Source organism: Armatimonadota bacterium, assembly GCA_031459765.1.
GTDB lineage: Bacteria > Sysuimicrobiota > Sysuimicrobiia > Sysuimicrobiales > Kaftiobacteriaceae > Kaftiobacterium > Kaftiobacterium secundum.
The window spans coordinates 174,954-196,949 of the sequence record JAVKHY010000004.1; the positions used below are offsets into that span (position 1 = coordinate 174,954).

At 68.4% G+C, this 21,996-nt stretch carries 23 protein-coding genes; 11 read left to right on the top strand and 12 right to left on the bottom strand.

Going from position 1 to position 21,996, the window contains the following annotated elements; all coding sequences use genetic code 11:
- Window positions 1-34: 34 nt before the first annotated feature.
- Window positions 35-715 (top strand): pyroglutamyl-peptidase I, encoded by a 681-nt coding sequence (locus QN141_07295; GenBank protein MDR7558277.1) that lies wholly within the window; start codon window positions 35-37, stop codon window positions 713-715.
- On the opposite strand, the gene QN141_07300 is transcribed toward QN141_07295, so the two are convergent.
- From QN141_07300 to QN141_07320, 5 genes are all read right to left on the bottom strand, one after another.
- Window positions 712-1,785 carry an ABC transporter ATP-binding protein gene (locus QN141_07300; GenBank protein MDR7558278.1) on the bottom strand — a complete coding sequence of 358 codons (1,074 nt, stop codon included), beginning with the start codon at window positions 1,783-1,785 and terminating at the stop codon, window positions 712-714. The genes QN141_07295 and QN141_07300 overlap by 4 nt on opposite strands.
- Complete coding sequence (locus QN141_07305) at window positions 1,782-2,564, bottom strand: ABC transporter permease subunit (GenBank protein ID MDR7558279.1); 783 nt, start codon at window positions 2,562-2,564, stop codon at window positions 1,782-1,784. Before QN141_07305 ends, QN141_07300 begins: the two co-directional genes overlap by 4 nt.
- Window positions 2,564-3,475 (bottom strand): ABC transporter permease, encoded by a 912-nt coding sequence (locus QN141_07310; protein MDR7558280.1) that lies wholly within the window; start codon window positions 3,473-3,475, stop codon window positions 2,564-2,566. Before QN141_07310 ends, QN141_07305 begins: the two co-directional genes overlap by 1 nt.
- Entirely contained in the window at window positions 3,442-4,644 is a 1,203-nt protein-coding gene (locus tag QN141_07315) for an extracellular solute-binding protein (GenBank protein ID MDR7558281.1), read from the bottom strand. Before QN141_07315 ends, QN141_07310 begins: the two co-directional genes overlap by 34 nt.
- 333 nt (window positions 4,645-4,977) lie before the next feature.
- Window positions 4,978-5,691, bottom strand: a complete 714-nt coding sequence (locus QN141_07320) for a hypothetical protein (GenBank protein ID MDR7558282.1) — start codon at window positions 5,689-5,691, stop codon at window positions 4,978-4,980.
- Window positions 5,692-5,789: 98 nt separating this feature from the next.
- Between QN141_07320 and QN141_07325 the strand changes: the two genes are divergently transcribed.
- Genes QN141_07325 through QN141_07335 form a run of 3 tightly spaced genes read left to right on the top strand, consistent with a single transcriptional unit; the run spans window position 5,790 to window position 7,115 of the window.
- A complete protein-coding gene (locus tag QN141_07325; protein ID MDR7558283.1) occupies window positions 5,790-5,936 on the top strand; it encodes a DUF1059 domain-containing protein in 147 nt (48 codons plus the stop codon).
- Between the two features lie 52 nt (window positions 5,937-5,988).
- Window positions 5,989-6,627, top strand: coding sequence for a YceI family protein (locus QN141_07330; protein ID MDR7558284.1), 639 nt, complete (start codon window positions 5,989-5,991; stop codon window positions 6,625-6,627).
- 2 nt (window positions 6,628-6,629) lie between these two features.
- A complete protein-coding gene (locus QN141_07335; GenBank protein ID MDR7558285.1) occupies window positions 6,630-7,115 on the top strand; it encodes a magnesium-dependent phosphatase-1 in 486 nt (161 codons plus the stop codon).
- A 28-nt stretch (window positions 7,116-7,143) separates the two neighbouring features.
- Here the strand turns inward: QN141_07335 and QN141_07340 are convergent, their stop codons facing one another.
- From QN141_07340 to QN141_07360, 5 genes are all read right to left on the bottom strand, one after another.
- Entirely contained in the window at window positions 7,144-8,283 is a 1,140-nt protein-coding gene (locus tag QN141_07340; GenBank protein MDR7558286.1) for an alanine--glyoxylate aminotransferase family protein, read from the bottom strand.
- Between the two features lie 10 nt (window positions 8,284-8,293).
- On the bottom strand, window positions 8,294-9,745 hold the full coding sequence (locus tag QN141_07345; GenBank protein MDR7558287.1) for an Nramp family divalent metal transporter: 1,452 nt from the start codon (window positions 9,743-9,745) through the stop codon (window positions 8,294-8,296).
- A 132-nt stretch (window positions 9,746-9,877) separates the two neighbouring features.
- Window positions 9,878-10,231, bottom strand: coding sequence for a cupin domain-containing protein (locus tag QN141_07350; protein MDR7558288.1), 354 nt, complete (start codon window positions 10,229-10,231; stop codon window positions 9,878-9,880).
- 11 nt (window positions 10,232-10,242) lie between these two features.
- Window positions 10,243-11,982, bottom strand: coding sequence for a formate--tetrahydrofolate ligase (locus QN141_07355; protein ID MDR7558289.1), 1,740 nt, complete (start codon window positions 11,980-11,982; stop codon window positions 10,243-10,245).
- A 1-nt stretch (window position 11,983) separates the two neighbouring features.
- A complete protein-coding gene (locus QN141_07360) occupies window positions 11,984-12,880 on the bottom strand; it encodes a tetrahydrofolate dehydrogenase/cyclohydrolase catalytic domain-containing protein (GenBank protein MDR7558290.1) in 897 nt (298 codons plus the stop codon).
- Window positions 12,881-13,072: 192 nt separating this feature from the next.
- Between QN141_07360 and QN141_07365 the strand changes: the two genes are divergently transcribed.
- Together QN141_07365 and QN141_07370 are read left to right on the top strand one after the other, a co-directional pair.
- The gene (locus QN141_07365; GenBank protein ID MDR7558291.1) at window positions 13,073-14,092 is read left to right on the top strand and encodes a CapA family protein; all 1,020 of its coding nucleotides are present in this window, start codon (window positions 13,073-13,075) and stop codon (window positions 14,090-14,092) included.
- Window positions 14,089-14,883: an HAD-IIA family hydrolase gene (locus tag QN141_07370; protein MDR7558292.1), complete on the top strand. Its 795-nt coding sequence runs from the start codon at window positions 14,089-14,091 to the stop codon at window positions 14,881-14,883. The genes QN141_07365 and QN141_07370 overlap by 4 nt, the downstream gene beginning before the upstream one ends.
- A gap of 17 nt (window positions 14,884-14,900) precedes the next feature.
- On the opposite strand, the gene QN141_07375 is transcribed toward QN141_07370, so the two are convergent.
- Window positions 14,901-16,454, bottom strand: a complete 1,554-nt coding sequence (locus tag QN141_07375) for a glycerol-3-phosphate dehydrogenase/oxidase (GenBank protein ID MDR7558293.1) — start codon at window positions 16,452-16,454, stop codon at window positions 14,901-14,903.
- A 145-nt stretch (window positions 16,455-16,599) separates the two neighbouring features.
- On the opposite strand from QN141_07375, the gene QN141_07380 reads away from it, so the two are divergent.
- The 4 genes from QN141_07380 to QN141_07395 are packed head-to-tail and all read left to right on the top strand — an operon-like array spanning window position 16,600 to window position 19,960.
- Window positions 16,600-17,112, top strand: coding sequence for a (2Fe-2S)-binding protein (locus QN141_07380; GenBank protein MDR7558294.1), 513 nt, complete (start codon window positions 16,600-16,602; stop codon window positions 17,110-17,112).
- Entirely contained in the window at window positions 17,109-17,975 is an 867-nt protein-coding gene (locus QN141_07385) for a xanthine dehydrogenase family protein subunit M (GenBank protein MDR7558295.1), read from the top strand. The genes QN141_07380 and QN141_07385 overlap by 4 nt, the downstream gene beginning before the upstream one ends.
- A gap of 15 nt (window positions 17,976-17,990) precedes the next feature.
- Window positions 17,991-18,410 carry a cyclic nucleotide-binding domain-containing protein gene (locus tag QN141_07390; protein MDR7558296.1) on the top strand — a complete coding sequence of 140 codons (420 nt, stop codon included), beginning with the start codon at window positions 17,991-17,993 and terminating at the stop codon, window positions 18,408-18,410.
- A 47-nt stretch (window positions 18,411-18,457) separates the two neighbouring features.
- The gene (locus QN141_07395; protein MDR7558297.1) at window positions 18,458-19,960 is read left to right on the top strand and encodes an NAD(P)-binding domain-containing protein; all 1,503 of its coding nucleotides are present in this window, start codon (window positions 18,458-18,460) and stop codon (window positions 19,958-19,960) included.
- Between the two features lie 26 nt (window positions 19,961-19,986).
- On the opposite strand, the gene QN141_07400 is transcribed toward QN141_07395, so the two are convergent.
- Window positions 19,987-20,415 carry a cyclic nucleotide-binding domain-containing protein gene (locus tag QN141_07400; protein MDR7558298.1) on the bottom strand — a complete coding sequence of 143 codons (429 nt, stop codon included), beginning with the start codon at window positions 20,413-20,415 and terminating at the stop codon, window positions 19,987-19,989.
- Between the two features lie 112 nt (window positions 20,416-20,527).
- Here QN141_07400 and QN141_07405 point away from each other — a divergent pair, with 112 nt between their 5' ends.
- Window positions 20,528-21,994: an ABC transporter substrate-binding protein gene (locus QN141_07405; protein MDR7558299.1), complete on the top strand. Its 1,467-nt coding sequence runs from the start codon at window positions 20,528-20,530 to the stop codon at window positions 21,992-21,994.
- Window positions 21,995-21,996: the final 2 nt, after the last annotated feature.

Genomic DNA, 21,996 nt, shown 5'->3' on the forward strand with positions numbered 1-21,996 from the left:
GGAATCGGGCTGTCCTATGCCAGAGTGGAACGCGATGAAATTCCCGGTCGTTCTTCTCACAGGATTCGAGCCTTACGGCGGCCGAGGGCTGAATCCCTCGGCCGAGGTGGTGCGGCGCCTGGACGGTCTGACCATCGATGGTTTTAGAATTGTCGGCCGGACCCTTCCCGTCACTTTTCGCGGGCTGGCGGATCGGCTGATCGGTTTGCTGACGGAACTGGAACCAGTTGCCGTGGTGAGCCTGGGCCTGTGGCCTGGGGAGCCGCTGGTCCGACTGGAACGGGTGGCCTTTAACCTGGCCGCTTTCGAGATCCCCGACAACGAGGGAGTCCTAATCGAAGATACGCCCATCCGGGAGGAGGCGGCTACGGGCGTTCCCGCCCGGCTGCCATTGCGAGCCATCGAGCAGGCTCTGCTCGATGCCGGTATTCCCGCCCGTTTGTCCACCACCGCGGGCACGTTTCTCTGCAACGCCACGATGTACACCTTCCTCACGGAAACGCAGCGACGGTTCGGGGAGATTCCCTGCGGATTCGTGCACCTGCCCTATCTCCCCGAGCAGGTAGCCGAGATCTTGAGGATCTCGAAAGAGGAACGCCGTCTTGAGTTACATCAGCGCGCCGACTTGGCCTCGATGAGTCTGGACCTGCTGGTGAAGGCCGTCCGGATCATCCTGGCAGAGACCCTCCGAGTGTCCGCGGGCGCGAGGCACTAATCCTCCAGCAGTACCACCTGCTCAGGCTCGACCCCCACCGGGATTCTCATGCCAGGCCGGTCAACCTCACGGCGGGTCGACGCCGCCACCAACCGCTGCCCATCGTCCAGGGCGAGAACGTGGTCGACGTTCGTCCCACGGTAGACCACTTCGACCAACGTCGCCTCCATCCACAGATGCATTCCTTCTCTTGGGCGCACCTGAAGGTCCTCGGCGCGGATGGCGACGGCTACGGGGCCCGTCGTGACCTGGCGGCCGACCGGCTGAGGAACGATCACGCGCTTGCCGGCCAGCCGCAGTACCAGGCGGCCGTGCTTCACCTCTTCGACCATCGCTTCCAGCACGTTCGAGCCGCGGAAAAAGCTGGCCACGAACCGTGTGCGGGGACGTCGGAAGAGGACCTCTGGAAGATCGCACTGCACCAGGTGGCCCTCATGCAAGACCGCGATGCGATCGCTCATTGTGAGCGCCTCTTCCTGGTCATGGGTCACGTAGATGAAGGTCGTTCCTGTCTGCTGCTGGATGTGCTTGAGTTCGGTCTGCATATCGCGACGGATCTTCTCGTCCAGCGCTCCCAGAGGCTCGTCCAGGAGCAGGAGCTTCGGATGGACAGCGAGCGACCGCGCCAGGGCGACGCGCTGCTGCTCCCCCCCGCTCAGCACGGCGACGTTTGCCTCCTCCTTGCCTTTGAGCCCCACCAAAGCCAGCAACTCCGCAACCCGTTGTCGGCGTACTTCCGGCGGTACGTTCCGAACCCGCAGGCCATAGGCAACGTTCTGCGCCACGGTCATGTGCGGGAAGACGGCGTACTGTTGAAAGACCATCCCGAGGCCGCGGTCCCAGGGCGGGACGCTCGTGACGTCCTTGCCGTCGATGACGACGCGGCCGTCGTCCGGCCGTTCCAGCCCGGCGATGATACGCAGCAGCGTGGACTTTCCCGATCCGCTGGGTCCGAGGAAGGTGAAGAATTCTCCGCGCCGTACGGTGAGGTCGAGCTGCCGGGCGGCGATGACATCGCCGAAGCGTTTTGAAATGCCCCGTAGTTCCAGCAGGGGCATCGCGTCCGTCACAGCGTCACCCGAATGGCGCGACGCGCCATCATCGGTCGGATGACCAGCACCAACGCGACCGTCAGCAGGATCAGCAGGCTCATCAGCGCGTAGATCGTGGGCGAGAGGCCCACCTGGAGATACGTTGACCAGATGTAGGTCTGCACGGTGTTCAGCGGACCCTGGACGAGTCCGGTGCGAACCGTCTCGTTGAGCGACAAGATGAAGCTGAAGGTGGCGGCCCCTGTGATCCCCGGAGCGATGAGTGCCAGTTCCACATCCAGAAACGCACGCAACCGACCGGCGCCGTGGACGTAGGCGGCTTCCAGGTAGACGGGATCGAAGGTCGTCATCGCGGTGAGGATGATCAGGAACGCAAAGGGCAGGGCCCACAGCACATGGGCGATCAGAATCGTCCACAGCGACGGCGGGATGTTGAGCAGACGGAAGAGGAAGGCGTTTCCCAGGCCCATGCTGACGCCCGGGATGAAGAGTGGCATCAGCAGGAGCAGCAGCACGGCCCGGGGGGCCCGCAGCTCCCGCACACCCATGGCTGCCAGCAGTCCGAGGGGTGGTGTGAGCAATGCGGTCAGAATGCCGGTCAGCAGCGAGGTCTTGATGGATGTGACCAGAACCGGGTTTCGCCACAGCTCCCCGTACCAGTGCACCGTCGGCGCGTTCCCGCCCGCTACAGGCGCCAGCGAGAACAGGATGGGCGGCACGAGAGGAAGATAGAGGAAGAGAAGGATCGAGAACACATAGATCCATGCGACCAGCCCTACACCTACGCGGCGCTTCATCACACCCTCCACCGCACGATCTTGCCCAGAAACGCCGGCACATCGAAAAGCAGGTACCAGGCCGCGAGAAAAAGCAGCATGACCACAACGACGATGCTCGACATCGCAGCGGCCAGGGGGTAGTTGAGCACGTCCAACGCGCTGGTGATGGTGTTGCCCATAAGCTGGTAGCCGACGCCTCCCAGGATGATAGGCACCGCGCTTTCCCCGAAGGAGCCCACAAACCCGAAGATGAGAGCGGTAAAGATTCCCGGGATGGAAAGGGGCAGCGTGACGCGCAGAAAAGTCAGCAACGGCGGAGCGCCCAGCACCCAGCTGGCTTCAATCAGCCGCCGGTCCACGCCGGCCAGAGCCAGCCAGAGCGGGTAGATCATGAAGGGCATGTATGAGCTGATTAGCCCCACCAGCACGGAGAAATCGCTATACAGCAGCCAGTCCAGTGAACCGGCCGTGAGGTGAAGCGCCTCCAGGAGTCGGTTTACCGGTCCGGTACGGCTCAGCAGGTACGCCCAGGAGAAGTTGCGGATAACGTAGTTTACAACGAAGGGGACCGTGAAAAGCAGGAGCACCGTGCGGGTCACCTGCGGCCGGACGTGCATACTCAGAAAGTAGGCCATCGGATAGGCCAGCGCCAGCGCAAGAACCGTGACCTCCGCGGCCACAAAGAGGCTGCGTTGTAGCACGAACAGACGCGGGCCGCCGAGAAAGGCTTGGTAGGCGGCGAGGGTAAAGGCAGGACGTATCCAGAAGCCGGCGCGCTCGAAGAAGCCCACGAGGATGGTCAAGCCCAGCGGCAGAAGGAAGAAGACGGCGAGAAAGAGGAGGGGGATCGCCAGAAGGACATACCTGGCGATCCCCGACAGGCGCCTGGAAAGGGTTATTTGCTGGGTGCTGCCTTGAACCGTGCCCACTCGGACTCGTACTGCTCCACGTAGGTCGGCCAGCGGTTCTGCCAGGTCCCTCCCAGCCGGAATTTACTGCGCACATTATCGTGGATGCGCGCCACTTCGGCCGCCTCGGCGGCGGAGAAATCGCCGGCGTTAGCCTTCGCGTACGCCACAGCCTGCGGATTGGTCATGTAGCCGCGCAGCAAGGTGATCTTCGCGCCGTACCATCCATCCAACATGAAATTCAGCAGGTCATAGGCGCCCTTCTCACGGTCGGCCGGTCGCTGTGGGTTCTTGACGATGTAGGCCGCCATGGCCCAGAGCAGGTAACCCTCCTTCGGACGAGCATACACAGCGCTGACGCCTTTCTTGCGGGCCGCGAAGACCATGGGCTCCCAGCAGTCCATGACGTAGACTTCCCGGCGGGTCAACAGATCCACAGCCTGCTCGAAGCTCGTCCAGATGACCCGGAACTGTCCCTCCTTCTTCTTCTCGATGAGGAAGTCGATGACGGTCCTGATCTCGCCGGGAGTCATGTTGGCGGGATCCTTGATCGTCGCCAGCTTGTTCGTCTTGAGATACAGGGCGGTCTTCTGGCCCGCGGTGGTGAAATTGTCTTCCAGGGCGACGAAGCCTTTCCACTTGGGATCAAACAGCGCGGCGTAGGAGTCGAGCTGGCCCGTCTTCTCAGGTAGATACGCGAAGGAGTCTCCTTGCAAGACCGTGGGGACCCCGTAGATCTTTCCCTTGTAGCCGATGAACTCGAAACCGGGCTTACCGGAGGAAAGGAACTCGCTGATGTAAGCGTCCTTGCCCCAGTTGGGGAGGCGGGAGGTGGCAATAGGGATGATCAGATCATTCTCGACCAGTGGTTTTTGCATCCCACCTACGATGTTGATGACGTCGTAGACGCCTTTGCCGCCGCCCGCGATGAGCACGTTCAGGATCTGGGACGGTGCGTTTCCGATGGCGACTAAATTCACTCCCCACCCAGTGGCGTTCGTGAACTTCGACCAGTCGCCACCGGGGTCGCCCACGCCGATGTCGGCAAAGCTGAGGGTGCCCTTTTTAGCCGCGGCGGCGCCTGCCCACGATACCAGCGGCCCGAGACGAAGCAGGCTCGCCCCGGCGGTCGCGTAGGCTGCGGCCCGGAGGAATTCCCTACGACTCAGACGTGCGGCAACCTCGTCCATCCCCCACTCCTCCTCCCCAGGGTGTGAAAAGTTTGCTTCATCGGTTCGCTGTCAGTACGTCCGGTCCTCCGGGCGCGCTTTGGAATCGCCTGCAATCGTCTGGGGGAAGGTCCACGTTCCGTCCTCAGGGCGCGGTTCGCTGGGGAGACGCCGTTCATTGCTCCACAGCCGCCGGCAAGCAGGAAATTGTGCGATTGTAAGCGATATTGGCGCGCGTGATTCTTACTCGTTGCTGTCAAATTCCCCAGACGTTTGAAGTCCACGCTTCTGGCCTAGAAACTCATGGACCGTGCCGCACCACGAGGATTGTCGGAAAATGGTTGACTGTAGACTCTAGAACCGAAGCTGCACGCCGACGAGGTAGCCGGTGTACGTGGACGACGTCACCGGGCCGCCCGACCAGGTGGTCTGGAATGTGCTCGTCCGGTAATCGACGAAGGCGGTGACCAGCGGCAGGGGCGAGAGGGCGAGACCGAGGGAGTACTCGCTGCCGCCGCCGGGGCCGGCGTGTTGCGCCGCCACGGCCGGCGAACTCATCGCCAGCTCGGCCCGGTTGCTGAGACCGGCCAGTGCCGTCCAGCTCCCGCGGAGGACGGTGCCGGGAGCCAGGGGTAGACGGCCGTCGACGCCGTAGCGGAAGCCGGCGCTGCTGAGCAGCACGGCGTCCGACGGGGAGGGGCCGGTGGCAGTGAAGACGAATCCGCCGTAACCGGCGAAGGCACCCAGACCGAAGCCGCCGGCTCCCAGGCCGAGTCGCAGGCTGGCTTCCCCGCCGACGAGCTGACCGCGGAACCCGGCCAGCGGGCTTCCGGCGAAGCTCAGATGGTCGACGGGTCCGTAGAAGAACGAGCCGCCCACCTGGGCGGGGCCGATGCCCGTTCCGATCTGCAGGCCGAGGGTCGTGGCGCTCCAGCGATAGGTGCCGGCGGGCGTCGCGTAGGCGTACTGGCTCGGCCAGAGGAAGGCCTGGGTGGCCGCCTGCGCCGCAGGCGGCAGGCCGAAGAACGCGACGAGCAGAACGGCGGCCGGGAGAACGCGAGTCTTCATCCAGAGCTCCAGTGGGGGCAGAGGTACGCAGGGCGTCCATCGAAGGATTATGCCCGGGGCCGTCGGACGTAGACGGGATAGGCCGGAGGGGACGACCGATGCCGCGCTGGACGTGCGCGCTGGGACACCGACTGGAAGCGGATTCCGAAGAGGAACTGGTGCAGAAGATTCAGGACCACATGCGCAGAGACCACGGGATGGAGCTCTCACGCGAGCGGATTCTCCGCGACCTGCGCGAGGAGTGACCGGTCCGTCCCGGTCATCCGCTTCCCTGCGTCTGAGAGGGAGGCCTGCGTGGTGATCCGACGCCTCATGACCCTGCCGGGCGTGGTGAGTTTTGTCGCCCTGTTCGCCACCTTGGGGGTCTCCCCGCCGGGGGAGGCGGCGCCCGAAGCGCAGCGGTTCGTCATCGTACCCGCCGAATCGCTGGTCACCTACCGCGTCGCCGAGACGTTCTTCCGGGAAGGGAATCGCCTCAACATCGCGGTAGGCACCACCAATGCGGTGAAGGGCGAGATCATCGTCGATCGGGCCGCACCGCGCAACAGCCGGATCGGTCCGATCACGGTGGACATCAGCACCTTCCGCTCGGACCGGGAACGCCGCGACCAGGCCATCCGGGAGCGCTGGCTCGAATCGGCCCGTTTCCCCCAGGCGGAGTTCCGGAGCACCGCGATCGAGGGGCTCCCTCCGGTCTACCGCGACGGAGAGGAACTCCGCCTGCGCGTCACGGGCGACCTGCGCGTGCGGGAGACGACACGCCCCGTGACCTTCGACGTCTCGCTCGCGCTGCAGGGTTCGGTCTTGCGGGGCGTGGCCCAGGGAACGATCCGGATGACCGACTTCGGCTTTGAGCCGCCGGCCATCCTGGGCATCCTGCGCGCCGAGAACGAGGTCCGCCTGGAACTCCGCTTCGTCGCCCGGCCGGCGCCCTGACGATGGCGGTCCGGCTGGTCATCTTCGATTGCGACCGCACGCTGTGGGACCATGCCGACGTGTCGTCCCTGCGGCTTCCGTACCGGCGTCTTGATGGCGACACGGTGGTCGACAGCCGCGGCGAGCGGGTGCGCCTTTTCCCCGGGGTACGCGAGGTGCTGGAGACGTTGCGGCGCCGCGGCATCCTCGTCTCCATCGCCAGCTGGAACCGGCCGGAGCACGTCTTCCCCATCTTCGAGTTGCTGGGTCTGACGCCGTACTTCATCCGTCCCAAGGTGGAGTTCCACCCGCGGAAGGACGCGATGATTCAGGCGCTCCTCACCGAACTCGCCGCGGACGGGCACCCGCTGCGGCCGGAGGAGGTTTTGTTTGTGGATGACCGGCCGGCGAATCTCCGGCGCGTGCGCGACGCCCTGGGCCCTGTGCGCACGGTGCAGGCCGGCGTGGAGATCACAGACGTCCGGGCCGTCCTCGGGTATCTCGAGTGAGGACGGCCCGGCGCGCCCTTGTGTGACGTTACACCGCCGCGGGACGCCGCGGACGGTACCCCTCGGCCTTCAGCACCTCGCTCAGGGCGCTCAGGAACGTCAGCACGTTGCGCGGCGTGCTGCCCGCGCCCATCAACCCGATTCGGAACACCTGCCCCTTGAGGGGCCCGAGCCCGCCGGCAATCTCGATGTGGTAGTCGTTGAGCAGCCGCCGGCGTACGGCGGCCTCGTTTACGCCCTCGGGCACGATCACGGTGGTCAGGGTCGGGGCGCGATGGGCCGGCGGGGCGAGGAGGCGGAGGCCCAGCTCCTCCAGGCCCTGCCACAGCATCCGCGCACTCTCCAGGTGCCTCGCCCAGCGGCGTTCCAGGCCCTCTTCGTCGACAATCCGTAGGGCCTCCCGGAGGGCGTAGATCATGGAGACCGGCGCGGTGTGGTGGTAGACCCGCTCCGCCCCCCAGTACGTGGAGAGGAGGGAGAGGTCGAAGTACCACGACCGCACCTTCGTCCGCCGGGCGGCGAGGTGGGCGCGGACCCGCTCGCCGGCGGTGAGCGGAGCCAGGCCCGGCGGAGCCCCCAGGCACTTCTGGCTGCCCGAGTAGCACAGGTCGATGCCCCAGTCGTCCACACGCAGCTCGACTCCGCCCAGGGAGGCCACGGCGTCGACCATCAGCATGGCGCCGTGGCGCCGGGCGATCTCGGCGAGGGGCGGAAGGTCCTGAAGGATGCCGGTGCTGGTCTCGACATGGACCGCGGCCAGGACGCGGGGCCGCGTGCGGCTCACCGCGTCCTGCACCGCCGCGAGATCGACCGGGTGCCCCCACTCCGCGGAGACGGAGGTGACCTCCGCCCCGGCCCGTGTGGCCATCTCCACGATCCGCTGGCCGAAGTAGCCGGCCACGGCGACGACGATGCGGTCGCCCGGCTCCAGCAGGTTCGTCACGCCCGCTTCCATTCCCGCGCTGCCCGTTCCCGAGATGGGGATGGTCAGCGGGTTCTGGGTGCGGAATACCTTCCGCAGGAGCTCCATCGTCTCGTCCATCACCTGCAGGAAGGCCGAGTCCAGATGCCCGAGGACCGGAGAGGCCATCGCCTGCAGCACGCGCTGCGGCACGGGGCTGGGACCGGGACCGAGGAGCAGGCGTTCGGGAACCGGCGCGGATGCCACGGTGATCCTCCTAGGAGCCCAGGATCCTGGGCAGATTGATCAGGAAGTACACGAAGAAGAAGCCGAAGAACGCCGCGTTGGCGACGAGCACGGCTTCACGCCAGACGCTGGGCCGGAACTCCTTGGGCAGGAACTTCCGGTTCAGGATGATGGTCAGCACGGCGGACAGGGCCATGGTGAGGTTGGCGATGTTCGCCGACAGCGATACCAGGAACAGCGGAAAGCGGTAGCCGATGAACAGGGCGCCCCAGATGACGAAGAGGATGAGAATGGCATAATACACCAGGCGGATGTCCTCCTTCGTCCAGCGGCGCACGCGCTCCAGGCGGCTCCACAGCATGTCGGTGATCTGGCGGGCGACCAGATCGACGTTGCTCAGCTGGGTGCTGAACAGGATCCAGAAGCCGAAGAACGCCGCCAGGTAGATGCCCCAGATCCCGCCGCCGAGCTTCTCGCCGATGTACGAGGCGATCCCCCACCGGGGTAGGTCGGTGCCGAGGGGCACGGTCCCGCGGTAGAGGATGCCGGGCAGGTACATCCCCAGCATCGCGCCGAGGAAGAAGATCCACCACTGGTCCAGATGCAGAATCCGCATCCAGGTGCGCCAGGAGGTCAGATTGTCGGGGGTGGGGTCGGCGACCTTCCCCGCCGGCGACACCTTCACCCTGGCACCGCCGACGGCCGGGGAGATGTAGCCGACCTTCTGCCCCATCCCATAGCCCTTGTCCCGGTACCAGTTGGTCATGGCGTTGTTGCCGAACCCCCCGTAGGCCGAGTAGCCGACCAGGGCGCCGAGCAGCAGCACGTCCACGCCTTTGGGAACATAGCCGAAGCGGAAGAACCCGGCGAGACCCTCCACCCAGATATCGCCCGGGACCAGGATGAGATCGAGGATGAACAGGCCGGCCAGGACTACGATCATCATGATCCAGTTGGCCCACTCCAGCGTACGCTCGACCTTGCGGCCGAACAGCACGAGGACGACGCAGAACACGAACGTCAGGTAGCCCAGGGTGAGGACGAAGCTGCGGTCCTCGTTGCCCGGGATCCGTCCCAGGAAGAAGGCGCCCAGGGCCGTGGCCGAGGCGAAGGCCCACCCGGGCAGTCCGCGCTCCAGAAAGCCGATCACCGAGTACAGGGTGCCCCAGAACCATCCTCCGGGGGCCAGCCGCATGTACCCCACCGTGACCGGCTCGCCGGTGTAAATCGTATACCGCGCGAACTCCGTGTTGAGAAAGGTCTGCAGAACGGCGGACACCGTGGTGATCCACAGCAGGGCCAGGCCCCACTTGACGAAGAGGGAGGGGCCGATCAACCACTCGCCGCTGCCGATGGTGCCGCCCAGGGCGATGATTGAGGGTCCGAGGATCGCGATCAGGCGACGAAAGGGAAGCGGGCTCGGGGGCTTGGGCAGGTCGGTGACCTCGAAGGGAGGGCCGAAGCCGCCGGGCCGCTGTGCCATGACGGCCACCTCTTCCACCTCCTCGGAAGAAGACATGATCAGCCCCGATCGATCCAGACGCCGTCTGCGGGATCGGCTCCCACCTCCTTTGGGGATCCGGGCCTCTCCTCGCGGCACCGGTCTCCCGGCCGGCTAGGCGTCCAGATAGCGAACCACGGGCTCGACGGTCGGCCAGGCAACGACGATGCGGAGCGGCTCCGTACCGTCGTTGCGCAACCCGTGACTGGTACCGGCCGGGGCGACCAGGGCCACCCCGGGCTCCAGGAGGAATTCTTCGCCGCCGAGGGCGCACCGTCCCCGCCCGCTGATCACCAGCATGGCGTCGTCCACATCGTGGTGGTGCAGGGGGATCTCCGCCCCGGGAGCCAGCACCAGCTCCGCCAGCTGGATGCCTGTGGCGCCCAGCGCCCGGCCGACGGCCGTCCGCTGGGCGACGCCCGGAAAGGCGCTCACCGCCTGCACCTCCTCCAGTCGGATGTATCCCATGCGTCGTACCCTCAGAACAGCCCCGTGATCTTCCCCGTCTTCAGGTCCACATCGACGGCCATGAAGGCCGGCCGCGAGGGCAGTCCCGGCATGGTGGGGAAGTCGCCGGCCAGCGGATACAGGAATCCCGCGCCGACGCAGGCCCGGAGGTCGCGGACGGTGAGCCGCCAGCCGGTCGGCGCGCCCATCAGGGTGCTGTCGTCGGACAGGGACAGGTGGGTCTTGGCCATGTTCAGGGTCAGCGTCTGGTAGCCGAGGTCCGTATAGAGTTTGATCCGCTCCCGGGCCAGAGGGGTGTAGTCCACGCCGTCCGCGCCGTACAGAAGGGTTGCGGTGGCTTCGATCTTCTCCGTGATGGGCGCGTCGGAAGCGTAGAAGAAGCGGTTTTCCACCGGTTGCTCGGTGACGCGCACCACGGCCCGGGCCAGGTCGATGGCCCCTTCGCCGCCCAGCCCCCAGGCGTCGTGCACCACGGCGTCGTCCGCGCCCAGCTCCACGGCCAGCGCCCGCACCAGGTCCAGTTCGGCGTCGGTATCGGTGGCAAAGCGGTTGATGGCCACGACCACCGGCACCCCGTAGGTTCTGACGATCCGGATATGGGCGGCGAGGTTCGTGCGGCAACCCGCCTCCACCGCGGGCAGGTTCTCCCGCTCCGCCGCCTCCTTCACCCGGGCGTAGGGCATGCCCGGACGCAGCCGGAAGGCCCCGCCGTGCTGTTTGAGGGCCCGCACGGTGGCGACGATCACCGCGCAGTCCACCTGCAGCCCCGGCGTCTGCCGGATGACGACGTCCATGAGCTTGGCGAAACCGCAGTCCGACCCGAAGCCGCTCTCGGTGACCACGTAGTCGGCGAGTTTGAGCGCTGTCAGCGCCCCCACCACCGAGCTGTTCCCGTGGGCCACGTTGGCGAAGGGGAAGCCGTGGACGATGACCGGGTGGTTCTCCGTGGACTGCACCAGATTGGGTTTGATCGCGTCCAGCAGCAGCGCCGTCATGGCGCCGGCGACCCGGAGGTCTTCCGCCGTGACCGGCTTCCCCTCCCGGGTGAACCCGACGACGATCCGGCTCAGCCGCGCCCGGAGGTCCGGGAGATCGCGCGCCAGGGAGTGGATGGCGGCGGTCTCGCTGGCCGCGGTGATGCAGTACCCGGTCTGCCGCGGATAGCCGTTGGCCCGGCCGCCCAGCCCGATGACGATGTCCCGCAGGGCGCGGTCGTTCACGTCCACGCAGCGCGGCCAGGTGACGGTGAGCGGGTCGATGCCCAGCGGGTTGCCGTGCAACAGGCTGGCGTCGATGGCCGCGGCGCACAGGTTCTGGGCCGACTCCACGGCGTGGATGTCGCCCGTGAGGTGGAGGTTGATCTGCTCCATGGGCAGCATCTGGGAGTAGCCGCCGCCGCAGGCGCCGCCCTTGATGCCAAAGGTGGGGCCCTTGGAGGGTTCGCGCAGGACGTTGCATACGCTGTGGCCCAGGCGGGCCAGGGCCTGGCCGATCCCCAAACTGGTCACGGTCTTGCCCTCGCCCAGCGGGGTGGGGGTGATGGCCGTGACCGTGATGAACTTGCCGTGGCGGCGATTCTGCAGCCGTCGCAGCACGGCGGCAAAGTCGATCTTGGCCATGAACGGCCCGTGGAGCTCCAGTTCTTCGTCCAGGACGCCCAGGCGATGCGCCACCTCCCGGATCGGCAGGAGCTGCGTCTCCTGAGCGATCTCCAGGTCGCTGGGCACGGGACGTCGGATCTGCACCGTCATCTCATCCTCTCCTCTCCCCCAGGGCCGTCCGTTCGGCCGCCTCCACGACATTCAGCAGGAGCATCGTCACCGTCATGGGCCCGACGCCGCCCGGGACAGGAGTGATGGCCTCGGCGATCTCCTTGATTGCGTCGAAGTCACAGTCGCCGACGAGCCGGAACCCCTTGGGCGCCGCCGCGTCCGGGACCCGGTTCACGCCCACGTCGATGACGACGGTCCCGGGGCGGACCATGTCCGCGGTGATGGCCCGGGGATGTCCCATGGCCGCCACGAGAATCTCGGCCTGGCGGGTGAACGCCGCGAGATGGCGCGTGCCGGTGTGGCACACCGTCACCGTGGCGTTGGCCCCCGGCCGTTTCTGCAGGAGCATCGCGGCCAGCGGCTTGCCCACCAGGTTGCTGCGGCCGCAGATCACCACGTGTTTGCCGCCGGGATCGTACCCGTTGCGGAGGAGCATCTGGACCACCCCGTGGGGGGTGCAGGGCAGGGGGCAGGGCTCCCCGCGCAGCAGCCGGCCGACGTTGATCGGATGAAAAGCGTCCACGTCCTTGTCGGGCGAGATCTCGGCGATGATCCGGTCGCTGCGGATGTGCGGCGGCAGCGGCAGCTGCACCAGGACGCCGTGAAACCGGGGGTCGGCGTTCAACTCCCGGACCACCCGCAGCACCTCGTCTTCCGGGGCGGTGGCCGGGAGGCGGATCGTCTCCTCGTCGATGCCGACCTCGGCGGCGCCCTTCGCCTTCGCCGTGACATACGAGACCGAGGCCGGATCTTCGCCGACGAGGATGACGCCCAGACCCGGCGTCAGCCCGCGGCTGCGCAACCTCGCCGCCCGCTCGCGGAGTTCGTCGCGGATCTGGGCGGAGGTGTCGGCTCCGCGCAGGATCCTGGCGGTCATGGTGCTCCCGCCCATCAAGGATAGAGGCGCGCCGCGACGATCCCCATCCGGCCGGTGCCCGATTCTCGGGACTCCGAACGAACGGTCGTATCTTGCTCCTCAACGTACGTAGCGAGGCCTCGCCGGCGGCCCAACGGACTGCGCGTGGGACAGGAGACAATAGAGGGGGAGCCGGAAGGAGGCGAGGAAGAGGTGGGCGATCGGACAGTGGTGCGGTTGGGCCTGACCGGCGATGTCATGCTCGGCCGTCTGGTCGATCACTACGTCCTGGCCGATCCGATGCGCGATCCGGCCGAGATCTGGGGCGACACCCTGGACCTGTTCGCGTCCGCGGACGCCCGGCTCATCAACCTGGAATGCGTCATCGCGGCCTCCGGCCGGCCCCTGCCGGACAAAACCTTCACCTTCCGCGCCCGGCCCCGGGCGATCGAGGTCCTGCGGGCGGCGGGGGTGAACTTCGCCGGGCTGGCCAACAACCATGTGCTCGACTACGGCCCGGAGGCGCTGCTGGAGTGTCTGGACCACCTGCGCGCGGCCGGCATCGCCGCGGCCGGAGCCGGCCGCGATCTCGCCGAAGCCGCCGCGCCGGCGGTGATCACCGCCGGGATCGCACGAGTAGCCGTTGTGGCCTTGACCGACAACGAACCCGGCTGGGAGGCGGGAGACAACCGCCCGGGCGTGCTGGTGGTGCGCTACGACGAGAGGGGCCTGGTTCCGCCCTACCGCGATCGGATCGCCGCCGCCCTCCGTCGGGCGCGGGAGACCGCCGATGTGGTGGTCGTGTGCGCCCATGTCGGTCCGAACTGGGGGCCGCCGTCGCCGGCGATGCGGGCCCTGGCCCGCCAGCTGCTCGATTGGGGCGGGGACCTCTACTGGGGACACTCCAATCACAGCGTGCAGGGCATCGAGTGCTACGGGGACAAGGTCATCATCTACTCGGCCGGCGACTTCGTCGACGATTACGCCGTCGATCCCGAAGAGCGCAACGACCTGTCCTTCTTCATCGAGGTGGCCGTGCGGGGGAGGTCGGTGGAGACGGTGCGCCTGCATCCGGTACACATCGAGGCGCTGCGCGTCAGAAGGGCACCGCCCCGGGAGGCGACCTGGCTCCGCCGGCGGATGGAGGCGCTGTGCCCGCCCATGGGGACGCGCGTGGACGCGGAGAACGGAGTCCTCGTCCTCTCCCCGGCGGCGTCGGGGGTCGAACGATGACGTCGCGACGGCCGCTGCGGCTCTTCGCCGGGTACGTCTTCGATCTGGACGGGACGGTGTATCTCGGCGACCGCCCGCTGCCCGGAGCGAAGGAGACGGTGGCGCGGTTGCGGGAACTGGGACGGACGGTCGTCTTTCTCTCCAACAACCCCCTGCACACCAGGGAGGAGTACGCGTCGAAGTTGACGCGCCTGGGCATCCCCACGGATCCGGAGGCCGTCGTCAACTCCTCCTACGTGCTGGTCCGCCATTTGCGGCGCACCGCCGGGGGCGCCCGCCTGCTGGTCCTCGGGGAGGAGTCGGTGCGGAGGGAGCTGCGCAGCGCCGGGCTCGTCCTCACCGAAGACCCCCGTTGGGCCGACATCGTCGTCGCCTGTTTCGACCGCACCTTCGACTACCGCAAGCTGCATGCCGCCTTCCAGGCGATCCGCCGCGGGGCGCGCTTCATCGCCACCAACCGGGATCCGTACTGCCCGACGCCCGGGGGCGGCCTGCCGGACTGCGGGGCGATCGTCGCCGCGATCGAGACCGCCACCGGTCACCCCCTCGATGAGGTCGTGGGCAAACCCTCGGCGATCATGGCCGGCGTGATCCGCGAGCGGCTGGGCGGCGCAGCGCAGGACAGCCTGATGGTCGGCGACCGCCTGGAGACCGACCTGGCCCTGGCGAAGGCGGCGGGGATGGCTTCGGCCATCGTCCTCACCGGAGCCACCGACGAGGCGGCGCTGGAGCGCTGGCCGGAGAAGCCGGACTTCGTGCTGGAGGGGATCGCCGAGGTTCTGCCGGCCTGACCTCCGCCCACCTGACCTCAGAGGTCGGCCAGGAACGCCGTCTCCAGGGCGACCCGTTCGCGGTAGCGCCGGACCTGCGCCGCGACTTCTGCCGTCGACCATCCCAGTTCTCCGGCCATCAACCGGGCGACCCCCTCCACGCACCCGAGGCCGTGATCGCGATCCAGGACCGCGAGATGGCTGCGCGAGAACATAAAGTCCACCACATGCAGGCACTGCTCCGCCCGACAGGCATAGACGACGTCGGCGGCACGCACAGGCAGCCCCGGGACCAGCGGACGGGCCAGGGCGGGCTCGGAGGCGATCAGCGCTTGAACCGCCGGTTCACGGTCGTCCAGGGGAAGGGTCGCCGTCCGGCAGGGGAGGCGCCTGCCGTCGCGGCGCACCAGGAGATCCACCGTGTCCTCCGCCATCCGGCGGTACGTGGTGAGCTTTCCGCCGACGATGGAGACCAGGCCGGAGGCATGCTGGACGACCTCGTGGCTGCGGGACAACTCGGCCGACCGCGCCGCTCCGCGCTGGACGAGCGGGCGGAGCCCGGCGAACGCCGAGACGACGGCCTGGCGCGGAAGGGAGATGCGCAGGTACCGGTTGAGATGATCGAGAAGATAACGGGCCTCCGCCGCGGTGGCGCGCGGGGCGTCCGCATCGCCCGCATAGGAGTCGTCCGTGGTCCCCAGCAGCACCCGGCCGTACCAGGGGATGGCGAAGGCCAGCCGCCCGTCGTCCGTTTCGGGGATGACGAGGGCGGTGGCCCCGAAGAGGTCGGCGCCGTCGAGGACCAGGTGGACGCCCTTGCTGCGCTCGATGCGGAACGGCACCGCCCCGGCCAGCCCGGCCACCTCCTCCGCCCAGATCCCCGCAGCGTTCACCACGTGCCGCGCCGTGACCTCATAGGTCGTGCCGTCGAGGCGGTCCAGGATCCGGACCCGGGCCGGCGATCCCATGGCCACCGCGGTGACCTCGGAATGGTTCAGGGTAAGGGCGCCGAACCGCCGCGCCGTGGCCAGGACGGCCAGCGTCAGAAGGAGATCGTCGGTCTGCGCGTCGTGATAGAGGAAGGCGGCGCGGAGCCCCTCCACCCGCACCGCCGGGACCAGTGCGGCCGCGTCCGCGGGCCGCAGCCGACGGTGGACCAGGTCGGTTCGGGCCAGCACATCGTAACCCCACAGGCCGGTCCGCAGCGCCAGGGGCGCCAGCGGGCGCAGCAGGGCCGGGATGCCCAACCCCAGGGGTCTGGCGGTCTCCGCATACAGAGGCACGAGGAAGCCGAGGGGACGGACGAGGTGGGGAGCCAGGCGGCGAAGACGTTCGCGTTCGATCAGGGCTTCGCGCACCAGGCCGAGCCGCCCCTGGGGGAGGTAGCGCAGCCCGCCGTGGACGAGTTTGGTGGACCGGCTGCTGGTTCCGCCGGCGAAGTCGCCGCGGTCCACCAGGGCCACCCGGTACCCCCGCGTGACCGCATCCAGGGCCACGCCGGCGCCGGTGATGCCGCCGCCGATGACGAGGACGTCGCATCCGCCCTGAAGGTGCTGCCGGATCTGCGACCGGGTGGGGGGCGCGGCGACCACACCGGCTCTTTCGACGCCGCGCCGGTGTTCTCCGTCGAGAGACGGCCCGAAGCGGACGACCCGGCGGAAACGGAAAAACGGCAAGGAGGGAGCCGGCAACGCCGGCGAATACCGAACGGAGATTTCCACCGTCCCGGAGGGCCTTGTGACGAAGTCCATCACGGTAACCGTCAACGGCACGGTCTACCGCCACGACGTCGAGCCGCGCCTGCTGCTGGTCCACTACCTGCGCGAGGTGCTGGGGCTCACCGGCACCCACATCGGGTGCGACACCACGAGCTGCGGCGCCTGCACCGTGATCCTGGACGGCCTGGCCGTGAAGTCCTGCACCGTCCTGGCGGTGCAGGCGGACGGGACGTCAGTCCTCACCGTGGAGGGGCTGGCCCGCAACGGCACGCTGCATCCCATCCAGGAGGCGTTCTGGGAGGAACACGGGTTGCAGTGCGGGTTCTGCACGCCCGGCATGATGCTCACCGCGCTGCAGATCCTGGACCGGCACCCGGATCCCACCGACGAGCAGATCCGCCAGGGGCTGGAGGGCAACCTCTGCCGGTGCACCGGCTACCAGCACATCGTCAACTCCGTCCGCGCCGCGGCCCGCAAACTCAAGGCCGCCGGCGCGGCACCCATCCCCCGGGCCGGGAGGCCGCACGGATGATCCCCGCCGCATTTGACTATCACCGGCCCGCCTCGCTGGAGGAGGCGCTGCGCCTGCTGCAGGAGGCGCCCGAGGCCAAGCTCCTCGCCGGCGGCCACAGCCTGCTGCCGATGATGAAGCTGCGGATGGTTACCCCGCGCGTCCTGATCGACATCGGGCGGCTGGCCGAGCTGCGCGGGATCCGGGAGGAAGACGGCCGGCTGGTGATCGGGGCCCTCACCACCCACTGGATGATCGAGTCGTCCCCGCTGGTGCGCGTCCGGGTCCCGGCGCTGGCCGAGGCGGCGGGGCGGATCGGCGACGTCCAGGTGCGCAACGTCGGGACGATCGGCGGGAGCCTGGTGCACGCCGATCCCGCCGCCGACTACCCGGCCGTGATCCTCGCCGTGGAGGCGGAGATGATCGCGGTCGGCCCGGGAGGGCGCCGCGCCATCCCGGCGGACGGTTTCTTCACAGGGGTGATGGCGTCCGCCGTCGGCGTCGATGAGATCCTGACGGAGATCCGCTTCCCCCGCCTGCCCGACGGCGCGGGTCAGGCTTACCTGAAATTCCCCCATCCCGCCTCGGGGTTTGCCGTCGTCGGCGTGGCCGCTCAGGTCCGGATGCGAGGGACCCGCTGCGAGGAGGCCCGCGTCGCCGTCACGGGGGTCGGTCCTACGGCCTACCGGGCCACGGCGGTGGAGCGGTTGCTGGCCGGGGGCCCCCTGGACGAGCAGCGGGTGGCGTCCGCCGCAGAGCACGCCGCCGACGGGATCGAACCGAACGAGGACCTCTTCGCCGACGCCGAATACCGCGCGCACCTGGCGCGGGTCTTCACCAGGCGGGCCGTCCTGGTCGCGCGGGACCGCGCCGGGGCCCGCTGACCGGCCCATCCACAGATGGCCACGCGGGAGGAGCTGATCGATCTGCTGTCGGGTCTGGCGCTGTTCGCCGACCTCTCGCGGCCGCAGCTCGAGGCGGTGGTGCACCGGCTGGAGGAGGAATACTTTGCCGCGGGCCAGCGCATCCTCCGCCAGGGGTTCAGCGGCGGCAGCCTCTACATCATCCTGGAAGGAGAGGCCGCGGTCTCCATCGACGGGACGCAGCGCAGCGTGCTGGGGAAGGGGGATTTCTTCGGGGAGATCTCGCTGCTGCTGGGCGAACCGCCCATCGCCGACGTCGTCGCGCTGCGGCCGCTGCGCTGCCTGTCGCTCCCCGGGCCCGAGCTCGCCGAGTTCCTGCTCGCCTATCCCCATGTCGCCTACCGGATGCTGCAGGCCGAGGCCAGACGGCTGCGCACCACCAGCCTATGGCGGTAGGACGCCGCGCCGGCCCGCGACCCCGATCTCCGGCGAAGGGAAGACGGTTGGCACGGAGGGTCCCGGACGGCCGGCCCTTTCCGCCCGGAACATACCCCGTCGTCGTCGTCGGCAGCGGGCCCGGAGCCCTGCAGCTCAGTTACTTCCTGACGCGCCTCGGTGTCGGTCACGCTGTGATCTCCGACGATCCGGGGCCCGGCGGGATGTTCCGGCGCTACCCGCTGTACCAGCGCCTCAACACCTGGTCCAAACCCCACCCGCCCGTTCCGCCCCGCTCCCGCCACTACGCCTGGTACGACTGGAACAGCCTGCTCGCCGACGAGCCCGCCCACCTGGCCCTCCTCCCGGAGTTCATGGCGGGCGACTCCTACTTCCCCACCCGCGCGGAGATGGAGCGGGCCCTGCGCGCCTTCGTCCGCCGGGCCGGGGTGCGCGTCCGCTACGGCTGCCGGTGGGAGGGGACCCGCCGGGACGACCACGGATTCATCCTCGACAGTTCCGACGGAGAGTACCGGTGCCGCGTCGCGGTGTTCGCCGTCGGGATGGCGCAACCGTGGAAACCGCAGATCCCGGGGATCGACCTGGTCCCGCACTATGCGGATGCGCCCCCGGCCAAGTCGTACGCCGGTAGGCGCGTCCTCATCCTGGGCAAGCGCACCTCCGCCTTTGAGATGGCCGACGCGCTGTTGCCCTACTGCCCGCAGATCATTTTGGTCTCACCCAGGCCCGTGCTGCTGTCGATCCACACCCGGTCCACCGCCGGGGTGCGGGCGCGGTACCTGCTCCCCTACGAAGACCACCTGTTGGGTGGAGGCGTGTTCATGCTGGACGCCGCCACCAGTCTCATCGAGCGCCGGGGCGAGGGGTACCGCGTGCGGGCGTCGGGGACGACCCGGCCGGGGGAGTTCACCTTCGAGGTCGACCGGGTCGTCGCCGCCACCGGGTGGACGACGCCGCTTCAGGATCTGCGGAGTCTCGGGGTGGCCACCATCAGCCAGGACCGCCTGCCCGCGCTGACGCCGTTCTGGGAAAGCAGCACCGTCCCGGGGATCTTTTTCGCCGGCGCGGTCACCCAGGGCGCGGTGGGACTGCGCAAGCACGGGATCCCAAGCAACTCCGGGGGGCTGGGCGGGTTTCGGCACAACGCCCGCATCCTGGCCCTGCACCTGAGGGAGACCTACTTTGGCCGGCCGGTCCGCCGTCCTCCGATCGCCAGAGATCGGCTCGTGTCCTACCTGCTGGCCGAGGTGGCCACGGCGGCCGAGTTGTGGAACCAGCGCTCCTATCTGGCGCGAGTCATCGTCTTCGACCCCGCCCGGGGGATCACCGACGGCGGCATCGTGCCCCTCCAGCACTTCGTGGACACCGGCGGTCCCGACGCCGCGGCCGTCGTGCTGGAGACCGATCCCGCAGGCGACCACCACCCCGCGGTCTACGTGCGCCGGGGCGGGAAGGTCACCGAACACGTCCTCCCGGGAGATGTGCTCTACAGGTTCCAGACGGAGGTCTACCAACAAGAGCTCCGCGGCATCTTGCAGGGGCTGCTGTGACCCCCGGTCCAGGCGTGCCGGGGATCTCAGGACGCGGGCTGCTCGGTGGTCTCGCGGAGCCGGCGCGCCACCTCTTTCAGGATCGTCAGGGTGACTTTGGGATTGCGCTCCAGCAGCCTGGTGAAGTCCCACGAGGCCAGGGCCAGCACCGTCGTCGGTTCCTCCGCGATGACGTGGGCCAGGCGCGGGCTCTGATCCAGCACGGAGAGCTCGCCGAAGAACTCGCCGGGCCCCAGCAGGTTCAGCGTGCGGTCGCCCCGCTGCACGCGGGCCCGTCCCGCGGTGATCAGGTAGAACCCGGTCCCCACCTGCCCCTGCCGGACGATGTACCGGCCGGCGGGGAAGGTGATCTCCTCCATGAGGTCGGCGATCGCCCCCAGCGCCCTCGGGCCGAGGCCGCCGAAGAGCGCCACCTTGCGCAGGAGGGCGACCCGCGCTTTCCGCGTCGTCTCCATGGCCGGGGGGTTCTCCGCGGGCGGCAGGGAGTCCTGGGGACGCCGCCTGCGGGAGGAGACCCCGCGGCCGGGCGCCGAAATGTTGCAGTCAACGAAGGGGGTGGGGTGCGCGATGCAGGAGTCCTCTGACGGCAAGTGGGTTCAGGTGGCGGAGAACCGCTGGCGGCGCATCAACCGGCGGGAGTTCCTCAAGCTCACCGCGGGCGCTGCGGGGGCGGCGGCCGCCGCCGGAAGTTTCGGGTCCCTGCTGACGACCGTCGTCCGCGCCCAGCAGCGCGAGCTGCGGATCATGACCTGGAGTCACTTCGTTCCCGCCTTCGACGCCTGGTTCGACCCGTGGGCGGAACGGTGGGGACAGAGCAAGAACATCCGGGTCACCGTGGACCATATCTCCTTTGCCGACATCGTGCCGCGGGCCAACGCGGAGGTGGCGGCGCAGGCCGGCCACGACCTGTTCTTCTTCCTCTCGCCGCCGTCGGCGTTCGAGCAGCAGGTGCTCGACCTCAGCGACATCAACCGGGAAGCGGAACGGCGCTACGGCCCCATGGTGCCCCTGGTCCGCAAGAGCACCTACAACGCCAATACACGGAAGTTCTTCGGCTTCTCCGACAACTGGGTGCCGGATCCGGGCGACTACCTGAAAAGCGTCTGGACGGCGGTGGGGTTCCCCAACGGGCCGGCCTCCTGGGACGACCTGCTCACCGGCGGCCGCCGGATCAAGGAGCGCTTCCGCGAGATCCAGATCCCCATCGGCATCGGATTCTCCCAGGACATCGACTCCAACATGGCCACCCACGCCATCCTGTGGTCCTTCGGAGCCAGCGAGCAGGACGCCGACGAGAACGTCACGCTGAACTCCGAGGAGACGATCCGGGCCGTGGAGTTCGGCGCCACGCTGTTCCGGGAGACGATGAACCCGGCGGTGCTGTCCTGGAACGCGGCCAGCAACAACCAGGCCCTCAACGCCCGGCAGACCAGTTACATCCTGAACTCGATCTCCGCCTACCGCACCGCCCAGGACAACCGCCTGCCGGTGGCGGACGACATCAACTTCGTCGGCGCGCTGCGCGGCCCGCGGGCCCGCTGGGCCAGCGAGCACGTCATGGGCGTCTGGGTGATCTGGCGGTTCGCCCGCAACCCCGACAACGCCAAACAGTTCCTGCTGGACCTGGTGGACAACTACCGGGACGCGGTGATCGCCAGCAAGCTCTACAACTTCCCCTCCTTCATGGGCTCGGTGGCGCCGAAGAGCGTGCCGGTGGCACAGAAGCCCGACGAAGGGCGGAAGTGGGTCCGGGCGGCCGTGCTGAAGGATCCCTTCGGCAGCAACCCGGTGAACAAACTGGCGGTGCTGGCCGATGCCGAGGCGTGGTCCACGAACCCCGGGCATCCCGGGCCGGCCAACCCGGCGATCGGCGAGATCTTCGACACCTTCGTCATCCCCGACATGTTCGCCAAGGCGGCCACCGGGCAACTGACGGCGCGGCAGGCCGTGGCGGAAGCCGACCGGCGGGTCAAGGAGATCTTTGCCAAGTGGCGCCGGCTCGGTCTGGTCGGCGGCGGGGGACGGGATCGCTAGGC